Below are 19,476 nucleotides of genomic sequence, written 5' to 3' on the forward strand. Positions count from 1 at the left end.
CCTGCCGATGCCCGAACGTCAACACACCCGGCTTCGCCACCAGGACCTCCAACCCAACCCAAGATCAGTTGCACTGAAGCCTAGAAACCGCCCCGCTTTTCTGACGAATACCTCTTGATCACCGCACCGGCGGTGGTGGGGTGACCTCGGCGGGTCGGGGTCAGCGGAGCTGATGGGTGAGGAAGGGGACCACCAGCTGGGGCAGGAGGGGGGTGGTGAGGATGTCGTGATGGGTGAGGCCGGGGAGTATCGCCAGGCGGGAGGTGGGGCGGCCGGTGCCGTCTCCGCCCGGGTGCCGGTGGCCGCCGCCGAGCAGCCGGTAGAACTCGGCCATGTGGGTGACCGGGATCGAGTCGGCGTCGGCGAAGACCAGCAGGGTCGGTACGGCGAGAGCGGCCACCTCCGGCGACCAGTCGTACTCGTGGCGCAGCAGGGCACCGGACTTGGCCCACAGCTGCGGCCAGTCCTGGGGCCGGGGGGCGATCCGTTGGTAGAGCTGGTGCGGGGGCGTACCACGCATCTGCTCGCCCGCCCGTTCGTCCTGGCCGGCCATCATGGTCAGCACCTCGGGATACCAGCCCCGCCGCCGGCACGGGGTGGAGACCAGCACCAGCCGACGTACCAGTTCCGGGTGCTGGATCGCGGTACGCAGCGCCACCCCGCCGCCGAGGGAGTAGCCGAGCACCTCCGCCCCGGGCAGGTCGAGGTGGCGTAGCAGCGCGGCGACGTCGTCGGCCATCGACTCGTACCGCAGGGGTCGGTCCACGTCGGCGGTCCGGCCGTGGCCCTGGAGATCCACCGCGATCACCCGGCGACGCTGGGCCAACGCCGGCAGGATCGGGGCGAACGTCTCCGTCGAGCCGTAACCACCGTGCAACAGCACCAGCGGCGGTCCGTCACCGTGTTCCTCGTACCAGAGCCGCAACCCGTTGACGTCCGCGTAGCTCACCGGTGTCTGCCCGCCTCGGGCCCGGGGGCGTCGCCCGGCCCACCGCGACGGCAGCGCCTCACGTCTCGGGCCGGGCGGGGGCAGCCTGCGGTTTCGCCGACAGGCCCCACAGCTCCACGATCCGGTCGTCGCGGAAGGTGAACATCTCCAGCATCGTCGCCGTCGAGCCGTCGGCGAGGCCGACCATCTCGGTCCGGGTCGCCACGCGCTCTCCGTCCGCGACCAGATCCTTCAGGGTCACCCTCAGGTCGGGATGCTGCGCCCACATCTGCTGCCGGGCCTGCTGCACGCGTCTCCGGCCGGTGCCCCGCAACGGATGGCTGTAGAAGGTGCTGGCGAAGATGGTCTCGGTGGCCGCCACGTCCCGGCGGTTGAACGCGTCGTACATGCGCTCGGCGATCCGGCGTCCCTGATCCACCAGGCGAGTATGCCCGGTGTACGTCTCCACGGGAGGGCGGTCGGGACCGTCACTGCGGTCAGCCGCCGGATCCCCGCCCTGCGGGATCGCCACGGTGCCTGTGGTGCGGGGTGGGCGCGGCAGGTTTCGAACCTGCGACCCCTCGCTTGTAAGGCGAGTGCTCTCCCACTGAGCTACGCGCCCGGAACGCCCGTGCGGGCGGGCCGGTGGCTGGCAAGCTTACCTGCCGGCCGCCGGCCCGTCGCAACGGTGTGCCGATCGAGCGGTGCGCCCGCCGCACCGGCGGAACCGGTACGGCGGCACGCGCGGCCGCCGCGGAACGTCAGGCGGCGACCGTGTCGGCGAGGGCCTTGCGCCAGCTCTGCTGGTCACGCGCCTCACCCGGCATGTTCATCTCGGCGAACCGGACGATGCCCGCCTTGTCGATGACGAAGGTGCCCCGGTTGGCGATGCCGGCGAGCTCGTTGAAGACGCCGTACGCCTGGGCGACCGCCCCGTGCGGCCAGAAGTCGGCCAGCAGCGGGAACTGGTAGCCCTCCTTCTCGGCCCAGATCTTGTGGGCGTAGATCGAGTCGACGCTGACGGTGAGCACCTGCACGTCGTCGTTGACGTAGTCGTTGAGGTTGTCCCGCACCTCGCACAGCTCACCCTGGCAGATGCCGGTGAAGGCGAGCGGGTAGAAGACCAGCAGCACGGTGCGGTTGCCCCGGTAGTCCGAGAGCCGTACCTCCTGGTTGTTCTGGTCCTTCAACAGGAAGTCGGGCGCCTCGGCACCAACCTCGATCGGCATGCGAACTCCTTGGGTCGAGTCTGAGGTGGGTCCAGCCTGCCACACCCGGCGCGGACGCCCCGGGTGCGGGATTGCTCAGTTGGGCCACGGCCCGGCCGGGGAGCCTACTTACGCCCCTTGGACCCCCGGCGCAGCACGAGCCGGGCTGCGCTCCAGTCCAGGCCGGCGTTGAGGGTCGAGGTCTGCTGGAGCCCGGCGGTCTGCGCCGACTCGGCGACCTCACTCGGCTCGACGTGCCCGTCCCGGCCGGCCTTCGGGGTCAACAGCCACACGACTCCGGCGTCGGCCAACGGACCGAGGGCGTCGACGAGAAGCTCGAAGAGGTCACCGTCTCCGTCGCGGTACCAGACGAGCACCGCGTCGACCACCTCGTCGGTGTCCTCGTCGACCAGTTCTCCACAGCGGTCGGTCAGGGCGTCCCGGAGATCCTGGTCGACGTCCTCGTCGTACCCCATCTCCATGACGACCATGCCCGGTTCGATCCCGAACCGGTCCGCCAGGAGACGTACCCCGTCGGCGGCCTGACCAGCGGTCGCGCTCACTGTCGCGTGCCTCCTCATCTCGTCCCTGCCCAGCGGCGTCGCGGTGACGCCGTCAGGCAGAGTCCACACAGTTGTGGTCCGTCGCGCAAGTGGCGCACCGGGTGGAACGGAATTTACCGTGCCAGCAGCGTACGGGCACCCTGGGTAATGGCATCCTCGGAGACCAGCACCTGACGGGCAGCCGGACCTAATGGTACAAACGAGTCGACTGCGGCCACCCGCCGCGCCGCTCCCACAAATCCGGCGTCGACCAGCGTCGAGAGGATCCCCTCACCGACCCCGCCGGACCGCCGGGTCTCATCCACCACCAGCACCCGACCGGTCGCGGACGCCTCCCGGATCAGGTCCGCCACCGGCAGCGGGGCCAGCCACCGCAGGTCCACCACCCGGCAGCCGATCCCCTCGTCGGCCAGGGTCGACGCCGCCCGCAGCGACATCCGCACCCCATTACCGAACGTGACGATGGTGACGTCCTCGGCCGAGCCGACGCCGTACACCCGGGCCCGGCCGATCGGCGCGTGACCGGCCGCCCAGTCGGCCGGCTCGGCGTAGGACCCCAACCACTCACCGTCACCCGGCTCGTACAGGTCCCGGGTGTGGTAGAGCGCGATCGGCTCCAGGAACACCGAGACGGTGCCGTCCACCACGGCGGCGGCCAGGCAGGTCCGCAGCAGCGGACCGGCGTCGTCCGGCCGCGCCGGCACCGCGACCACCAGACCAGGCACGTCCCGCAGTACGGCCACCGAGTTGTCGTTGTGGAAGTGCCCGCCGAACCCCTCCTGGTAGGCCAGCCCCGGCACCCGCACCACCATCGGGTTGCGGAACGCCCCCTGCGAGAAGAACTGCAACGTGGCCGCCTCGCCCCGCAACTGGTCCTCGGCGTTGTGCAGGTACGCCAGGTACTGGATCTCCGGCACCGGCAGCATCCCGGCCAGCCCGGCGCCCAGCCCCAACCCCAGCACCGACGTCTCGTCCAGCAGGGTGTCGAAGACCCGGGCCGCCCCGAACCGCTCCCGCAGCCCCTTGGTCACCCCGTACACCCCGCCCTTGGCGGCGACGTCCTCCCCGAAGACCGCCAACTGCGGGTGGCTGAGCATCCCGTCGGCGAGCGCGGCGTTGATGCTCTGCGCCAGGGTCAGCGGGCCGGCCAACTCCGGGGGCTTGCCACCGAACGCCGCCACCCGGTCGGCCGCATCCGGCCCGGCCGCCCGCTGCGCCGCCTGCGCCACCGTCGTGGCGACCCGCTTGGGCCGGCGGGGCGACAGCGGGGCCACCACGTCGACCGGGGCGGTCAGCTTCGGCTCGTCGAGCACCTCCTCGGCGGTCCGCCGCACCTGCCAGCCCCGCTCGTCGTAGCGGGCCAGCAGTTCCTCGCCGGTGGCCACCCCCGCCTCGACGAGCAGCCGGGCGGTGGCCAGCACCGGATCGCGCGCCTCGTCGGCGGCGATCTCGGCGGTGCTGCGGTACGCCCGCTCGGCGTCCGCCCCGGCGTGCCCCAGCAGCCGTACCGTCCGCAGGTGCAGCACCGCCGGCCGCCGGTGCCGCCGCACCCAGCCGGCGGCCTCGGCGGCCACCGCGTGCACGGCCACCGGGTCGGTGCCGTCGGCGGTGAAGTAGCGCACCCCGGGCCGGGCCCGCAGGGCCCGCTCCACCCAGCCCTCGGGCGACCGGACGCTGATGCCCAGGCCGTTGTCCTCGCAGACGAAGAGCACCGGGATCCGCAGGCCGGTGTGGTCGTACCAGCCGGCGGTGTTGAACGCGGCGGTGGCGCTGGCATGGTTGACCGAGGCGTCGCCGAACGAGCAGACCACGATGGCGTCGCGGGGCCACGGCGAGCGCGGCGGACCGGCCGGGTCGTCGCGCCGGCCGGCGGTGTCGATCCGGCGCAGCCGTTCCAGGGCCAGGCCCAGGCCGACCGCCCGGGGCAGGTGCGAGGCGATGGTGGAGGTGGTCGGCACCACCGCCAGGTCGGCCCGGCCGAAGACCTTGTGCCGGCCCCCGGCGATCGGGTCGAGGGTCGAGGCGACCATCCCGCGCAGCACGTCCCGGGCCGCCCCGGCGTACGCCTCCTGCCACCCGTCGTCCCCGCCCGGTCCCGGGTCGACCGCCGTTGCCGGGGACGTCCCGGTCACCGGGAGCCCGGGGCCGGCCGGACCGGGACCGGCGGAGACGGGACCCACGGCGGTGGGGACGGGATCGGCAGCGGTGGGACTGCCCGGGGCGGGGTCCGGGGCGGCAGTCACCGGGGCGGCGGCGGGGGCGGCGGGCTCGGCGGGGGTGCCCTCCGGGGCGGCGGGCCGCTGCCGGGGCACCGGCTCGGTGGTGCCGTCGCTGCCCACCCGGTAGGCCACCGGGCCGACCGGGGCGGGCTGGCCGACCGGGAAGGCATCACCGTCGAGGGGGTCGGTCGTGCCCACCGGCGCGGGACGTTCGTCCCCGGCGTCGGCCGCTGGACCGGCTGCCGGCGACGATCCGGCGGGGCCGCTCCCGGCGGCCGACGACGCACCTGTGCGGTCCGGTGCCCCGACCGGGTGGAGGGATTCCGGCTCACCGGCCCCCGGGGCGGTGCCGTCGTCGGGGTCACCGCCGGCGGGCGGGGAACCGATCGCCGCCACGCCGCCCCCGCCTGAGCGGTCGACGGCCGGGCCATCGCCATCCGGAAAGCCGACAGCCACGGCGTCACCGCCCGGGAAGCTGCCGGCCGGGCCATCGCCGTCCGGGAAGGTGCCGGCCGGACCTTCGCCGCCCGGGGAGTCGACAGCCACGGCGTCACCGTCCGGGAAGCTGCCGGCCAGGCCGTCGCCGCCCGGGAAGCTGCCGGCCGCCTGGGCGGCGCGCAGGCAGTAGAAGGCGCCCGAGCGGTAGTGCAGCAGGGCCGGGTCGGTGGGGCGCAGCGCCGCGGCCACCGCCGCGTTCGCCTCGTGCCCGGCGGAGCCGATCGTGTAGAAGCCCTCGTCGAAGCTGCGCAGCCAGCGGCCGGCCAGGTCGAGCTGACGGCTGGTCACCTGCGCGTCGAAGAGGGCGAGCAACTGCCGCCCGGTCAGCGCGGCGGCCGGCCGTACCGGTTGCCCGGGGTCACGCCGCCGCTCGGGCTCGGGCAACGCGCCCAGGGTCTCCCGGAACCGGTCGTCGAGATCTTGCGGGGTGGTCACGCGATCAGCATTACCGACGGAGGCCACGGTCGCCCACTCAGACACGACGCGACCGGGGTGAGTCAGTCCACCGCGCACCGCTGCGGGCAGTCCCCGTCGGACACCTTCTCCACCAGTTCCCGCAGCGTGGACAGCTCCTCGACGGTCAATCCGACGAGCAGCCGGGAACCCGACAGCGCCTCGCGCACCCGTTCCCGCACCCGGCGGCCCTCGTCGGTGACCAGCAGTGTCTTCTGCCGCCGGTCGATCGGGTCGACCCGGCGGGTGACCAGGCCGGCCTGTTCCAGCCGGTCGACCAGGGCGGTCACGTTGGACCGGTCGCACGCCAACCGGACGGCGAGGTCACGCGCCGGCGACGGCCTGTCCGGGTCCAATTCGCACAGTGCGCGGGCCACCGCCGGGGTGAGTCCCAACGCACCGAGAGCGGCCTCCTGGTCGTGCCGGATCGCGTCGGCGACGTGCAGGAACCGGCGTACCGTCTCGCCGGTCAACCCGGCGCGGTCGCCCCGGTCGGCCTGCGTGCGGCCGGCCCCCTGCGTCATCCCCCGACTGTACGTCCGCGCCTACCGCACCACCGGGCCGATCGACACCGCTGCCCGCCGGATGCCGACGTCGGGGTGCGCCGCCCGACCAACGACCGCCCGACACGCCGGCCGGGGCGGTCGCCGGCCGCTGTTCGGCTGGCGGAGACGACGACGGTCTCCAGTCGTCACCTGACGGTCACCGTGGGTCGCGACGCTGCCGGGGTCAGGTACGCACCACATCCCGGGAGGTTCCCATGGCACTGTCCCGCCGTACCGTCCTGCTCTCCGGCGCGGCGCTCGGCGCGGCCGGCGCGACCGCCGGTCTGCCGACGTCCGCCGACGCCGCCGACGGGCGTCCCGCCCGCCCGGTGGGCACCGCCCGCCACCGACCGTTGATCTGGCCGTTCACCCTCGGGGTGGCCTCCGGCGACCCGGACCACGAGGGGGTGGTGCTGTGGACCCGGCTGGCCCCGCAGCCGCTGGCCGGGGACGGGTTGGGCGGCATGCCCGACCGGACGGTCGAGGTGCAGTGGGAGGTGGCCGCCGACGAGCTGTTCCGGCACGTCGTCCAGCGGGGTACGGCGACCGCCCGGCCCGAGTCGGCGCACAGCGTGCACGTCGAGCTGACCGGTCTGCTGCCGGGGCGGGAGTACTTCTACCGGTTCCGGGCCGAGGGGCACCTCTCCCCCACCGCGCGGACCCGCACCGCGCCCGACCCGGCGTCCCTGCCCGCCGCGCTGGCGATGGGTTTCGTCTCCTGCTCCCACTACGAGCAGGGGTACTTCACCGCCTACCGGCGGCTGGCCGAGAGCGCGCCGGAGCTGATCCTGCACCTCGGCGACTACCAGTACGAGTACGCCCGGGAGTACGGCCCGGACCGGCCGCGCGGGCACGAGGGGCCGGAGACCCGGACACTGGCCGGCTACCGGCAGCGGCACGCGCAGTACAAGACCGACCCGGATCTGCAGGCGGCGCACGCGGTGGCCCCCTGGGCGGTGGTCTTCGACGACCACGAGGTGGAGAACAACTGGGCCGGCGCGGTGCCGGAGGAGCCGGACCCGAACTTCCTGGCCCGGCGGGCCGCCGCCTTCCAGGCGTACCACGAGAACATGCCGTTGCGGCGGGCCTCGGTGCCGCGCGGTCCGGACATCGCGCTGCACCGGCGGTTGCGCTGGGGCCGGCTGGCCACCTTCCACCTGCTCGACACCCGGCAGTTCCGGGACGACCAGGCGTGCGGGGACGGCTACCGGGACTGCCCGGCGGCGGCCGACCCGGGCCGCACCATCACCGGGACGGCACAGGAGCAGTGGCTGCTGGACGGGTTCCGCCGCTCCGACACCCGCTGGGACCTCCTCGCCCAGCAGGTGTTCTTCGCCGCCCGGGACCGCGACCCCGGGCCGACCCGGCTGACCAGCATGGACGCCTGGGACGGCTACCTGGCCTCCCGGGACCGGATCACCCGGGGCTGGGTGAACGCCGGGGTGCGCAACCCGGTGGTGCTCACCGGGGACGTGCACGCGCACTGGGCCGCCGACCTGAAGCTGGACTACCTCGACCCGGGCGCGCGGACGGTCGGCACCGAGCTGGTCTGCTCCTCGGTCACCTCGGGCGGGGACGGGTTCGACTCGGCCAGCGGCTCGCACCCCTGGCTGCGCACCAACCCGCACCTGCGGTTCCAGAACGACCTGCGCGGTTTCGTCCGGACCACGATCACCCCGGCGCAGCTCAGCGCGGACTTCATGGTGCTGCCGTACGTGAGCCGGGCGGGCGCCCCGGCGTACCCACGGGCGTCGTTCGTGGTCGAGGACCGGGTGCCCGGCCTGCACCAGACGGGCGACCGGCCGCCGACGACGGCCCGCGCGCTGCCGCCGGGCGTGGACCGGGACCGGTACACCGTCGAGACGGAGACCGGGCTGCGCTGAGCCACCCCGACGCGGCGGCCGGGACGCGCCGGGGGCCGGTGCGGCCGGGCGACGGCGCGGCCGGGTGGCCGGCGGCGAGGGCGGGCGGGGCGGGGTCAGCCGGGGAGGAAGGAGAATCGGAGCTGGCGCGACGGGTTGTCACCGTTGGGGTCGACCAGGCAGACCGACTGCCAGGTGCCGAGCTGGAGTCGCCCGCCGAGCACCGGCAGGGTCGCGTACGGCGGGACGAAGGCGGGCAGGACGTGGTCGCGGCCGTGGCCGGGCGAGCCGTGCCGGTGCCGCCAGCGGTCGTCGGTGGGCAGCAGGTCGTCGAGCGCCCGCAGCAGGTCGTCGTCGGAGCCGGCGCCGGTCTCGATGATCGCCACCCCGGCGGTGGCGTGCGGCACGAAGACGTGCAGCAGGCCGTCGCCCTGCCCGGCGACGAACCGCTCGGCCTCGGCCGTGACGTCGACGACGGTGGGTCGGGAACCGGTCCGGACGGTGATCACCTCGCTGCGCATACGGCGCATTCTGCCGCATCCGACCTGTTACCGCCGCCGTCCCCGGCCGTCGGGGCCGGGCCCCCGGTGGGCCGACCCCGACGGGGCGACGGCGGCCGGCCCCGACGCGGCCGACCGGGCAAAGTTACCGGCGGGTACCTGTGTTCAGCGTCGCGTCTGGGGGAGCTAGAGGTGACGACGGGTGCCACCAGAGGGCAGGATGGCGCTAGAGACCTATCCCACACACAACCGAGGGAACGCCTGTGGCTACGGAACGCAAGCGCCCGGTGATCACCGCTGGTCTGCCGAGCCAGCTTCCGGACATCGACCCCGAAGAAACCAGCGAGTGGGTCGAGTCGCTCGACGGTGTCATCGACGAGCGCGGAACCAAACGCGCCCGGTACGTCATGCTGAGCCTGCTGGAGCGGGCCCGCGAGCGGCAGGTCGGGGTGCCGTCCCTGACCACCACCGACTACATCAACACCATCACCCCGGAGCAGGAACCCTGGTTCCCGGGTGACGAGCACATCGAGCGGCGGATCCGGGCGTACGTCCGGTGGAACGCGGCGATGCTGGTGCACCGGGCGCAGCGGCCGGAGATCGGTGTCGGTGGGCACATCTCCACCTTCGCCAGCTCCGCCTCCCTCTACGAGGTGGGCTTCAACCACTTCTTCCGGGGCAAGAACCACCCGGGCGGCGGCGACCACATCTTCTACCAGGGGCACGCCTCCCCCGGCATGTACGGGCGGGCGTTCCTGGAGGGTCGGCTCTCGGAGGACCAGCTCGACGGGTTCCGACAGGAGCTGTCCCACCCGGGCGGCGGGCTGCCGTCGTACCCGCACCCGCGGCTGATGCCCGACTTCTGGGAGTTCCCCACGGTCTCCATGGGTCTGGGCCCGCTGAACGCGATCTACCAGGCCCGGTTCAACCGCTACCTGCAGCACCGGGGCATCAAGGACACCTCCCAGCAGCACGTCTGGGCCTTCCTCGGCGACGGCGAGATGGACGAGGTGGAGTCGCTCGGCGCGATCGGCGTGGCCGCCCGCGAGGAGCTGGACAACCTCACCTTCGTGATCAACTGCAACCTTCAGCGGCTGGACGGCCCGGTCCGGGGCAACGGCAAGGTGATGCAGGAGCTGGAGGCGTTCTTCCGGGGCGCCGGGTGGAACGTGATCAAGGTGGTCTGGGGCCGGGAGTGGGACCCGCTGCTCGCCGCGGACACCGACGGCGCGCTGGTCAACCTGATGAACACCACCCCCGACGGCGACTACCAGACCTACAAGGCGGAGTCCGGGGCGTACGTGCGGGAGCACTTCTTCGGCCGGGACCAGCGGACCCGCAAGATGGTCGAGCACCTGTCCGACGACGAGATCTGGAACCTCAAGCGGGGCGGGCACGACTACCGCAAGCTCTACGCGGCCTACAAGGCGGCCACCGAGCACACCGGGCAGCCGACCGTCATCCTGGCCAAGACCATCAAGGGCTGGACGCTGGGCTCGCACTTCGAGGGCCGCAACGCCACGCACCAGATGAAGAAGCTGACGCTTGACGACCTCAAGCTGTTCCGCGACCGGCTCTACCTGGACATCCCGGACAAGGCGCTGGAGGACAACCCCTACCTGCCGCCGTACTACACCCCGGGTGAGTCCTCGGACGAGATGGCCTACCTGCGGGAGCGGCGCGAGCAGCTCGGCGGTTACCTGCCGTCCCGGCGGACCAGCCACAAGAAGCTGTCGATCCCGGGGCCGGAGCGGTTCGCCGACGTCAAGCGCGGCTCGGGCAAGCAGAAGGTGGCCACCACGATGGCCTTCGTCCGCCTGCTCAAGGACATCATGAAGGACAAGGAGTTCGGCAAGCGCTGGGTGCCGATCATCCCGGACGAGGCGCGCACCTTCGGCCTCGACTCGATCTTCCCGACCGCGAAGATCTACTCGCCGCACGGCCAGCGGTACACCTCGGTCGACCGGGACCTGTTCCTGTCCTACAAGGAGTCGACGACCGGGCAGATCCTGCACGAGGGGATCAACGAGGCCGGTTCGGTCGCCTCGTTCACCGCCGCCGGCACCGCGTACGCCACCCACGACGAGCCGATGATCCCGATGTACATCTTCTACTCGATGTTCGGGTTCCAGCGCACCGGTGACGGCTTCTGGGCGGCGGCCGACCAGATGGCCCGGGGCTTCGTCCTCGGCGCGACCGCCGGGCGGACCACGCTCAACGGTGAGGGCCTCCAGCACGAGGACGGCCACTCGCTGCTGCTGGCCGCGACCAACCCGGCGGTGGTCGCCTACGACGCGGCGTTCGGGTTCGAGCTGGCGCACATCGTGGAGCGTGGCCTGCACCGGATGTACGGCGAGGACCAGGAGAACATCTTCTACTACCTCACCGTCTACAACGAGCCGATCCACCAGCCGGTCGAGCCGTCCGAGCTGGACGTCGAGGGGCTGCTCAAGGGCATCTACCGCTATGCGCCGGCCCCGCAGGTCGACGGGCCGCGGGCCAACATCCTGGCCTCCGGCACCGGCATGCAGTGGGCGCTCAAGGCGCAGCAGCTGCTCGCCCAGGACTGGGGGGTGGCCGCCGACGTCTGGTCGGTGACCTCGTGGTCGGAGCTGCGCCGCGACGCGGTGCTCTGCGAGGAGCACAACCTGCTCAACCCGGGCGCGGAGCAGCGGGTGCCGTACATCCAGGAGAAGCTGGCCGAGGCCGACGGGCCGAAGGTCGCGGTCAGCGACTGGATGCGCGCGGTACCGGACCTGATCGCCCGTTGGGTACCGGGTGACTACACCTCGCTCGGCACCGACGGCTTCGGCATGTCGGACACCCGGCACGCGCTGCGGCGGCACTTCCACGTCGACGCCGAGTCGGTGGCGGTGGCGACGCTGCGGCAGCTCGCCCTGCGCGGCGTGGTGCCGGCCGGTGTTCCGGCCGAGGCCGCCAAGAAGTACGCGATCGACGACGTCAACGCCGCCCCGGTCGGCGAGACCGGCGGGGACAGCTAGTCCCCGAGGTACGACGAAGGGCCCGGCGCGGTGCGCCGGGCCATTTCGCGTCGTCGGGTCGGGTCAGCCGACGGCGGCCAGGTCGGTGAGCCGGGCCAGCGACTCCTCCAGGTCGGCACCGACCCGGCGCAGCCCGAGGCGCAGCAGGGCGCCCTTGACCGGGCCGGCCGGCCAGCGGACCACGATCAGTCGGACGATCGTGCCGCCCTCCTCCTCGTCGGCGGTGAGCTGCACGTAGATCTCGGTGCGCGCCTCGGCGCGGGCACCGGCCCCCCGGGCGCGTTCCCGCCAGCCGATCAGGTTGGGCTCCTGGTAGGCGATCACCTCGGCCTCGTGCGCCGAGCCGCGCCCGGCCTGGACGAGTTGTCGACGGCCGAAGCCCTCCCCCGAGAGGACCTCGGCGGCCCGGACCCCGGCCAGCCAGGCGGGCAACTGCTCGGCCCGCTGGACGACTTCCCAGACCGCTTCCACCGGCGCCGTCACGTGCGCACTGCGTTCGACGAGGATCATTCTGTTTCTTCCCCCACTGAGGACATCCGCGATATTCCGCACTCTATGCGCTAAATCGGACTTACTGGGACGTGTTCGGAAAAAGACACGCCGGAAGCCCTTGCGCCCGCATTGCCCCGCACCTATGGCGCTCCCGGGCTGCGCGCCCTAGAGTGCGAACACGTTTCGCGTTCTGGGAGGGTGGATGACGACCGCACCGATCCCCGGTTTCCCCGCCGGCTTCCGTTGGGGGGTGTCCACCTCCGCGTACCAGATCGAGGGAGGCGCCACCGCCGACGGCCGGGGACCGTCCATCTGGGACACCTTCGCGCACACCCCCGGCCGGATCATCGACGGCAGCACCGGCGACGTGGCCTGCGACCACTACCACCGGCACCGGGAGGACGTCGCGCTGCTGGCCGGGCTCGGGGTGTCGGCGTACCGGTTCTCGATCGCCTGGCCCCGGGTCCGCCCCGGCGGCACCGGCCCGGTCAACGCCGCCGGCCTGGACTTCTACGACCGGCTCGTTGACGACCTGCTCGCCGCCGGCATCGACCCGGTCGCCACCCTGTTCCACTGGGACCTGCCCCAGCCGCTCCAGGACGCCGGCGGCTGGCTCAACCGGGACACCGCCGCCCACTTCGCCGACTACGCCGACGTGACCGCCGCCCGCCTCGGCGACCGGGTGAAACTCTGGATCACCCTCAACGAGCCGTTCATCCACCTGAGCCTCGGCCACGGCACCGGGGAACACGCCCCCGGCCAGACCCTGCTCTTCGACTCCTTCCCCGCCGCCCACCACCAACTGCTCGGGCACGGGCTGGCGGTGACCGCGCTGCGCGCCCACAGCACCGCACCGGTGGCCATCGCCAACAACTACTCGCCTGTCGTCCGGCACGGCGACACCGACGCCGACCATGCCGCCGCGGCGGCGTACGACGCCCTGCACAACCACCTGTTCACCGACCCGCTGCTGGGCCGGGGCTACCCGGACGGCTTCGACCCGGGCGTGGTCCGCGACGGCGACCTCGCGGTGATCGCCGCGCCGCTGGACGTGCTCGGGGTCAACTACTACAACCCGACCGGGGTACGCGCCCCCGAGGAGGACTCCCCGCTGCCGTTCGAGCTGGTCCCGCTGGAGGGCTACCCGCGTACCGCGTTCGACTGGCCGGTGGTGCCGGACGGGCTGCGTACCCTGCTCGTCGGCCTGCGCGACCGGTACGGCGACGCGCTGCCGCCGATCCAGGTCACCGAGGGCGGCTGCGCCTACGACGACGTCCCGGACGCCGACGGTCAGGTGTCCGACCCGGACCGGATCGCCTACCTCGACGGGCACCTGCGCGCCGTCCTCGCCGCCATCGACGAGGGTGTCGACGTGACCGGGTACTTCGTCTGGTCGCTGCTGGACAACTGGGAGTGGGCGGAGGGCTTCACCAAGCGCTTCGGTCTGGTGCACGTCGACTTCGCCACCGGCACCCGGACCCCGAAGTCCTCGTACGCCTGGTACCGGTCCCAGGTCGGCCGGGGGTGACCACCGTCGACCCGACGCCGGCCTCGCTGCCGGCGGCGCTCGCCGACCCGGTCGTCCCGGTCCGGCGCAACTGGATCGCGTTGATCTTCGCGGCCAACCTCGGGGTGTGGATGGCCTTCTTCACCCCCATCCAGGTGCTGCTGCCCCAGCAGGTGGAACGGATCTCGCCGGACCACAAGGAGGCGATGCTGGCCGTCGTCACCGGGCTGGGCGCGCTCGCGGCGGTGCTGGCCAACCCGCTCGCCGGGGCGCTGTCGGACCGCACCTGCCTGCGCATCGGCGGGCGGGAGTTCGGCCGCCGGCACGTCTGGACCGCCGGCGGCGCGGTGCTCGGCGCGCTGGCGCTGGTGCTGCTGGCCCGGCAGCAGACCATCGCCGGGGTGGCGCTGGGCTGGGTCGCCGCCCAGGTCTGCTTCAACGCGATGCTGGCCAGCCTCACCGCCGGCATCCCCGACCGGGTGCCGGTGGTGCAGCGCGGCGGGGTCTCCGGGTGGGTGGGCATCCCGCAGGCGCTCGGCCTGGTGCTCGGCGCGGCGCTGGTCACCGCCCTGGTCAGCGGCACCGTCCCCGGCTACACGGCGATGGCGCTGGCGGTGCTGCTGCTGTCGCTGCCGTTCGCGTTCCTCACCCCCGACGACCCGCTGCCCCGGGAACACCGCCCACCGCTGCGGCTGCGCACGCTGGTCGCCTCGATGTGGATCGACCCACGCCGGCACCCCGACTTCGCCTGGGCCTGGATCACCCGGTTCCTGGTGCAGATCGGCAACGCCCTGGGCACCCTCTACCTGCTGTACTTCCTCACCGACGGGGTGCGCTACCCCGATCCCGAGGGTGGGCTGCTGGTGCTGATCCTGCTCTACACCCTGGGCATGATGCTCACCGCCGTGGTCTCCGGGATGCTGTCGGACCGCTCCGGCCGGCGCAAGGTCTACGTGATCGTCTCCGGGGTGGTGATGGCGGTGGCCGCGCTGCTGCTGGCGGTCGCGCCGACCTGGTCGATGGCGCTGGTCGCGGCCGTGCTGCTCGGTGCCGGCTACGGCGTCTACCTGTCGGTCGACGCGGCGCTGATCACCGAGGTGCTGCCGCGCGCCACCGACCGGGCCAAGGACCTCGGCGTGATCAACATCGCGAACTCGGCTCCCCAGGTGCTCGGCCCGGCGCTGTCCGCCCCGATCGTGGTCCACCTGGGTGGCTACCCCACGCTGTACGCCGTGACCGCCGTGGTCACCCTGCTCGGCAGCGCCCTGGTCCTCAAGATCCGGGGCGTGCGCTGACCCCCGGCGGCGACCCGGCCGGTCCGGGCCGGGTCGCCGCCGCCCGCAGGTCGGGACCGCCCGTCGGCGGCCGGCCCGGCAACGGCGTCCGGCCCCCTGGGGAAACCGGGTCGCGGCCGGCCGTAGGCTGGACGGCGTGACGGTACGTGTGCGCTTCGCCCCTTCCCCGACCGGTATGTTCCACGTCGGCGGCGCCCGCTCGGCGCTGCAGAACTGGATCTACGCCAAGCAGCAGGGCGGGGTGTTCGTGCTGCGCGTCGAGGACACCGACGCCGCCCGCAACCGGCCCGAGTGGACCGAGGGGATCCTGTCCGCGCTGGACTGGATCGGCATCGCCCGCGACACCTACGAGGGCCCCTACTTCCAGTCCGCGTACGCCGGTGAGCACCGGGCCGCCGCCCAGCGGCTGCACGACGCCGGGCGGGCCTACTACTGCGACTGCACCCGCGAGGCGGTGCAGGCGCGTACCGGCTCGCAGTACCAGGGCTACGACGGCTTCTGCCGGGACCGGGGCCTGCCGCCGGGCGAGGGGCGGGCGTTGCGCTTCCGTACCCCCGACGAGGGCACGACCGTGGTGGTCGACCTGATCCGGGGCGAGCCGACGTTCGAGAACAAGCTGATCGAGGACTTCGTCATCGCCCGCGGCGACGGCTCCGCGGTGTTCCTGCTCGCCAACGTCGTGGACGACATGACGATGGGGATCACCCACGTGATCCGGGCCGAGGAGCACCTGCCGAACACCCCGAAGCAGCAGCTGCTCTGGGACGCGCTGGGCGTCAAGCCGCCGATCTGGGCGCACGTACCGGTGGTGGTCAACGAGAAGCGGCAGAAGCTCTCCAAGCGGCGCGACAAGGTGGCCCTGGAGGCGTACCGGGACGAGGGTTACCTCGCCGCCGCGATGCGCAACTACCTGATGCTGCTCGGCTGGGCGCCGTCGGGCGACCGGGAGATCGTGCCCTGGTCGGTGATCGAGGAGGAGTTCCGGTTGACCGAGGTCAACCCCTCCCCCGCCTTCTTCGACGAGAAGAAGCTGCGCGCGTTCAACGGCGAGTACATCCGGGCGCTGCCGGTCGACGAGTTCGTGGCCGCCTGCCAGCCCTGGCTGACCGGCACCGGCACCATCGCGCCGCCGCCGTGGCAGCCGGCGGAGTTCGACGCCGACGCCTTCGCGGCGGTGGCCCCGCTGGCGCAGACCCGGATCGCGGTGCTCAGCGAGATCGTGCCGAACGTCGACTTCCTCTTCCTCGCCGAGCCGCTGATCGACGAGGCGGCCTGGGCCAAGGCGATGAAGGAGGGTGCTGCCGACCTGCTCGACGCGGCCGTCGCCGGCTACACGGAGCTGGCGTCCTGGGACGCGGCGTCGCTGAAGTCGACGTTGGAGGCGGTCGGCGCGGAGCGTGGCCTCAAGCTGGGTAAGGCGCAGGCCCCGGTCCGGGTGGCGGTCACCGGCCGCACCGTCGGGCTGCCGCTGTTCGAGTCGTTGGAGGTGCTCGGTCGGGAACGCACCCTGACCCGGCTGCGCGCCGCCCGACTCCGCCTGGTCTGACCACCACGGCACCTGTCAGGGCCCGCCGTTTCCCGGCGGGCCCTCGCCGTACCCGGTCAGGGGCGGGGCCGGTCAGGGGCGGGCGGAGCGGCGTCGGCGCAGGAACAGGCCGGCGGCGAGCGCGGCCAGCAGCACCAGGCCGCCGGCCGCCCAGAGCCAGCCCCGACCGGTGTCGTCGGTGCCGGCGGCGGCGACCGGGGTGGTCGACGGGGAGGCGGGGGCCGGGCTGCTGCTCGGCGTCGGGGTGGTGCCGGCTGTCGGGGTGGTGCCGGTCGTCGGGGTGACCGACGGGGGTGCGGCGGCGGTGCCGGTGGTGAGGGTGAACCGCACCTCCCCCTTGACCGGGTGCCCGTCGTTGGAGGGCAGTTGGTATCCGACGATGTAGAGACCGGCCGCCCCGGGGGAGAACGGCACGCTGACCCGGCTGCCGGAGAAGGCCGGTGCGCCACCGGCGGCCGGGACGTTGTCCGGTCCGACCACTGTGATCTTCGTCCGTTCGGGGTCCAGTTTGGCCAGAAAGCGCAGCTCGACCTTGGCCGGCGCGGTGGCCACCTTGGCACCGTTGACGGGATTGCTCCCGGTAAGCGAGTTATGCGCGAACGCCGGCGTCGCCGGCAGCAACGCCACGCCGAGCGCCACGCCGACGAGCACTGGCACCGCCCGCGTCAACCGTGGGACCCTGCCCCCCATGAAGCCCTCCGCAAAGGTACGATCCGCCCGCTGATCACGCGGCTTCCCATTGGTCGTTCCAGGATCACAGATAGTTCCACATATTGTTCCCAGAGCTGCATCCGCGCGATGTTCCATGAAGTCTATGAGGTGGGCCGGTGTCGTCCGGTCGATCACCGACGTCGACCGACCCGCACGTGACCCGCAGCACAGCCATCCATCGAACGGGGCGAGGAGGCGGCTATGGTCGACAGGGTGAGGCGGCTACTCTCAGTGGTCACCACGGTCGTGACGGCGGCGGTGCTGGCCACCGGCGTGTCCGCGCAGCCGGCCGGGGCACACCGAGCGGCGCCGAAGACGCCACCCGCCGGGGTGGACATCACCGGCGTCGGGTTGACCGAGCCGTTGCGCCTGCGCACCGACACCGCTGCGACCCAGGTGGTCGCGGTCATCGACCAGGTCAGCTGGTTCGGCCGCACCGGTGAGGCCAAGGGGCCCAAGCCGGCCGACCTCGGTCCGAAGTACACCATCGTGGTGCTCGCCGGGGACGTGCCCAAGCAGACGTACGACCTCTATCCGCTGGCCAAGGGCGGTCCCCGGGCCTTCCGGCCGGCCAAGCAGCCCGACGCGCGCAAGACCACCGCCGGGTGGTTCCTGGGCCGGCTCAACATGTCCGAGACGCTGCGCGCCGCCGGGGTGCCGCTGGAACGGCGACCCGACACGGTCACCGGTGGCGTCGGTGGCGGCGAGCGGACGCTCCCGGAGGAGGCCCTGAACCCCGGCCGGGGTTTCGACGACGCGATCGACGAACTCCAGCGGCTGCTGCTGCTCAACGTCGGCGTGATGCTGGTGATCACCGTCGGCCTGGCGGGCATCGCCCTGCTGGTCCGCCGCCGCACCCGCTGATCCACACCGCCGACCTCCGCACCCTCGGGGGGCGGGGGTCGGCGGTTGCGTGCCCGCTCGGCACGGCGGTCGGCGAGACGCCCCTCGGCACCGACGGTCGGCGAGACACCCGCTCAGCGTGGCGACCGGCGGCGACGCAGGTCGCGCCGGACGCCGCGTCAACACCAGCGGCGGGCGGTCAACAGCAGCGGCGGGCGGTCAGCACCAGCGTTGTGGCGGGCGTTGGAGACGCTGCGGACGCCGGCCCGGCCGCACCGGCCCGTGCCGGTGGGCACCGGCCCATCCGGCCAGGTCGCTGCGGCAGTGCCGGGTCGGCGCGTCGGGCTGACCCGGCGGACCGGGTTCCACCGCCGCCGGTCGGGACACCGGCGCGTCGGCCGGCTCGGTGCCCCGCTGGCGGGGCAGCGCCACCTCGTCGTCGGCCCGCTCAGCCACCCGACAGACCTGTTCCGTCGCCAGCCGGCGGTGCGGTCGGGCCGCCCCCGGCTGGTCGTGGTGGCCCGGCCGGCAGGGCTCGCCCTGGGCGCAGCCGTGGTCGGCCTCCCCGTGCGCCATCCCGGTCTCCTCACGTTCGCGTCGCGCGCCGCGACGACACCCCGACGCGGCAGTGCCACCGTACTGGCCGGCACCGACGCGTCGTGCAGCGCGTACCCCGGTGTCAGGACTTGGGTCGACGCGGGAAGATCGTCTCCCAGACCGGGAACGCGACCAGCCAGATCAGCAGCCCGACGGTGAGGTTTCGGATCCAGTCCGACAGCTCCCGGGTGCGCTCGTCGTCACCGACGATCACGATCGCGGTGACGAGCAGGGCACACGCGACGGCCCAACCGAGCAGCGCCTTCCCCCACTCCCGCCACTCGTACCGGGCCCGCGCCCAGCCGTACCGGGGCGGCTTCACCGGCGGCGGCCCGCCCGCGAACCGGTGGGCGAAGCGCTGGTCCGCCCAGCGGATCAGGGAGTGCCCGAACGCCACCGAGAAGCCGAGGTAGATGGCGGCCAGCCCGTGGGTGGCGTCCGCGGTGGCACCCCGGCGCAGGTCCACCGCCGCCACCACCAGCAGCACCAGGTCGACCAGCGGGACGCAGACCAGCAGCGCCGCCCCGAGTCGGGGTCGACGCAGCGGGTACCGGGCGATCAGCCCGGCGACGAGCAGCACCCAGAATCCGATCTCGCAGCCGATGATGATCGTCAGCAGCATGCACACCTCCCCGTTCGGTTCCAGCGTGCCGGGGCGGGCCGGCACCCACCTCACCGGCGGGGACGAGTTGCGGGTCCATCGTTCG

17 protein-coding genes and 1 tRNA gene are annotated in these 19,476 nt (G+C 73.0%); 6 read left to right on the top strand and 12 right to left on the bottom strand.

From position 1 onward, the window contains the following. Positions 1–160: 160 nt before the first annotated feature. From AB0B63_RS30000 to AB0B63_RS30030, 7 genes are all read right to left on the bottom strand, one after another. Positions 161–949, bottom strand: a complete 789-nt coding sequence (locus AB0B63_RS30000; protein ID WP_357024861.1) for an alpha/beta hydrolase — start codon at positions 947–949, stop codon at positions 161–163. Positions 950–1,007: 58 nt separating this feature from the next. After that, positions 1,008–1,367, bottom strand: a complete 360-nt coding sequence (locus AB0B63_RS30005; RefSeq protein WP_357024864.1) for a nuclear transport factor 2 family protein — start codon at positions 1,365–1,367, stop codon at positions 1,008–1,010. Between the two features lie 111 nt (positions 1,368–1,478). Then, a tRNA-Val gene (locus AB0B63_RS30010) sits at positions 1,479–1,550 on the bottom strand. 139 nt (positions 1,551–1,689) lie between these two features. After that, positions 1,690–2,157: a peroxiredoxin gene (locus AB0B63_RS30015; RefSeq protein WP_357024867.1), complete on the bottom strand. Its 468-nt coding sequence runs from the start codon at positions 2,155–2,157 to the stop codon at positions 1,690–1,692. 104 nt (positions 2,158–2,261) lie between these two features. Then, entirely contained in the window at positions 2,262–2,699 is a 438-nt protein-coding gene (locus AB0B63_RS30020; protein ID WP_091238156.1) for a DUF3052 domain-containing protein, read from the bottom strand. A gap of 113 nt (positions 2,700–2,812) precedes the next feature. Continuing rightward, positions 2,813–5,851, bottom strand: coding sequence for a thiamine pyrophosphate-dependent enzyme (locus AB0B63_RS30025; RefSeq protein WP_357024870.1), 3,039 nt, complete (start codon positions 5,849–5,851; stop codon positions 2,813–2,815). A gap of 62 nt (positions 5,852–5,913) precedes the next feature. Further along, positions 5,914–6,393: a MarR family transcriptional regulator gene (locus AB0B63_RS30030; RefSeq protein WP_208568937.1), complete on the bottom strand. Its 480-nt coding sequence runs from the start codon at positions 6,391–6,393 to the stop codon at positions 5,914–5,916. Between the two features lie 236 nt (positions 6,394–6,629). On the opposite strand from AB0B63_RS30030, the gene AB0B63_RS30035 reads away from it, so the two are divergent. Beyond that, complete coding sequence (locus tag AB0B63_RS30035; RefSeq protein ID WP_357024873.1) at positions 6,630–8,297, top strand: alkaline phosphatase D family protein; 1,668 nt, start codon at positions 6,630–6,632, stop codon at positions 8,295–8,297. A gap of 95 nt (positions 8,298–8,392) precedes the next feature. On the opposite strand, the gene AB0B63_RS30040 is transcribed toward AB0B63_RS30035, so the two are convergent. Then, a complete protein-coding gene (locus AB0B63_RS30040; RefSeq protein ID WP_219464114.1) occupies positions 8,393–8,797 on the bottom strand; it encodes a YjbQ family protein in 405 nt (134 codons plus the stop codon). 242 nt (positions 8,798–9,039) lie between these two features. Here AB0B63_RS30040 and aceE point away from each other — a divergent pair, with 242 nt between their 5' ends. After that, on the top strand, positions 9,040–11,778 hold the full coding sequence (gene aceE / locus AB0B63_RS30045) for a pyruvate dehydrogenase (acetyl-transferring), homodimeric type (protein ID WP_357024876.1): 2,739 nt from the start codon (positions 9,040–9,042) through the stop codon (positions 11,776–11,778). Between the two features lie 63 nt (positions 11,779–11,841). Here aceE and AB0B63_RS30050 read toward each other — a convergent pair whose 3' ends face one another. Next, positions 11,842–12,288 carry an SRPBCC family protein gene (locus AB0B63_RS30050; protein WP_357024879.1) on the bottom strand — a complete coding sequence of 149 codons (447 nt, stop codon included), beginning with the start codon at positions 12,286–12,288 and terminating at the stop codon, positions 11,842–11,844. Positions 12,289–12,472: 184 nt separating this feature from the next. Between AB0B63_RS30050 and AB0B63_RS30055 the strand changes: the two genes are divergently transcribed. The 3 genes from AB0B63_RS30055 (at position 12,473) to gltX (ending at position 16,618) form a co-directional block, all read left to right on the top strand. Next, complete coding sequence (locus AB0B63_RS30055) at positions 12,473–13,798, top strand: GH1 family beta-glucosidase (RefSeq protein ID WP_357024882.1); 1,326 nt, start codon at positions 12,473–12,475, stop codon at positions 13,796–13,798. After that, positions 13,795–15,072, top strand: coding sequence for an MFS transporter (locus AB0B63_RS30060; protein WP_357024885.1), 1,278 nt, complete (start codon positions 13,795–13,797; stop codon positions 15,070–15,072). The genes AB0B63_RS30055 and AB0B63_RS30060 overlap by 4 nt, the downstream gene beginning before the upstream one ends. 148 nt (positions 15,073–15,220) lie before the next feature. Next, the gene (gene gltX / locus AB0B63_RS30065; protein WP_208568956.1) at positions 15,221–16,618 is read left to right on the top strand and encodes a glutamate--tRNA ligase; all 1,398 of its coding nucleotides are present in this window, start codon (positions 15,221–15,223) and stop codon (positions 16,616–16,618) included. A gap of 72 nt (positions 16,619–16,690) precedes the next feature. Here the strand turns inward: gltX and AB0B63_RS30070 are convergent, their stop codons facing one another. Beyond that, complete coding sequence (locus tag AB0B63_RS30070; protein WP_357024888.1) at positions 16,691–17,275, bottom strand: copper resistance CopC family protein; 585 nt, start codon at positions 17,273–17,275, stop codon at positions 16,691–16,693. Between the two features lie 255 nt (positions 17,276–17,530). On the opposite strand from AB0B63_RS30070, the gene AB0B63_RS30075 reads away from it, so the two are divergent. Beyond that, positions 17,531–18,193: a hypothetical protein gene (locus AB0B63_RS30075; RefSeq protein ID WP_208568929.1), complete on the top strand. Its 663-nt coding sequence runs from the start codon at positions 17,531–17,533 to the stop codon at positions 18,191–18,193. Between the two features lie 198 nt (positions 18,194–18,391). On the opposite strand, the gene AB0B63_RS30080 is transcribed toward AB0B63_RS30075, so the two are convergent. Together AB0B63_RS30080 and AB0B63_RS30085 are read right to left on the bottom strand one after the other, a co-directional pair. Then, positions 18,392–18,748, bottom strand: coding sequence for a hypothetical protein (locus AB0B63_RS30080; protein WP_208568928.1), 357 nt, complete (start codon positions 18,746–18,748; stop codon positions 18,392–18,394). Between the two features lie 103 nt (positions 18,749–18,851). Beyond that, positions 18,852–19,391: a hypothetical protein gene (locus tag AB0B63_RS30085; RefSeq protein ID WP_208568927.1), complete on the bottom strand. Its 540-nt coding sequence runs from the start codon at positions 19,389–19,391 to the stop codon at positions 18,852–18,854. Positions 19,392–19,476: the final 85 nt, after the last annotated feature.

The sequence above is a fragment of the Micromonospora sp. NPDC049081 genome (genome assembly GCF_040648835.1).
Classification (GTDB): domain Bacteria; phylum Actinomycetota; class Actinomycetes; order Mycobacteriales; family Micromonosporaceae; genus Micromonospora; species Micromonospora antibiotica.

What these genes read in the sequence shown, in the direction of transcription:
- AB0B63_RS30015 (WP_357024867.1), bottom strand. Translation starts at nt 2,157, where the DNA reads ATGCCGATCGAGGTTGGTGCCGAGGCGCCCGACTTCCTGTTGAAGGAC.
- AB0B63_RS30030 (WP_208568937.1), bottom strand. Translation starts at nt 6,393, where the DNA reads ATGACGCAGGGGGCCGGCCGCACGCAGGCCGACCGGGGCGACCGCGCC.
- AB0B63_RS30040 (WP_219464114.1), bottom strand. Translation starts at nt 8,797, where the DNA reads ATGCGCAGCGAGGTGATCACCGTCCGGACCGGTTCCCGACCCACCGTC.
- AB0B63_RS30035 (WP_357024873.1), top strand. Translation starts at nt 6,630, where the DNA reads ATGGCACTGTCCCGCCGTACCGTCCTGCTCTCCGGCGCGGCGCTCGGC.
- AB0B63_RS30080 (WP_208568928.1), bottom strand. Translation starts at nt 18,748, where the DNA reads ATGGCGCACGGGGAGGCCGACCACGGCTGCGCCCAGGGCGAGCCCTGC.
- AB0B63_RS30055 (WP_357024882.1), top strand. Translation starts at nt 12,473, where the DNA reads ATGACGACCGCACCGATCCCCGGTTTCCCCGCCGGCTTCCGTTGGGGG.
- AB0B63_RS30050 (WP_357024879.1), bottom strand. Translation starts at nt 12,288, where the DNA reads ATGATCCTCGTCGAACGCAGTGCGCACGTGACGGCGCCGGTGGAAGCG.
- AB0B63_RS30075 (WP_208568929.1), top strand. Translation starts at nt 17,531, where the DNA reads ATGGTCGACAGGGTGAGGCGGCTACTCTCAGTGGTCACCACGGTCGTG.
- AB0B63_RS30085 (WP_208568927.1), bottom strand. Translation starts at nt 19,391, where the DNA reads ATGCTGCTGACGATCATCATCGGCTGCGAGATCGGATTCTGGGTGCTG.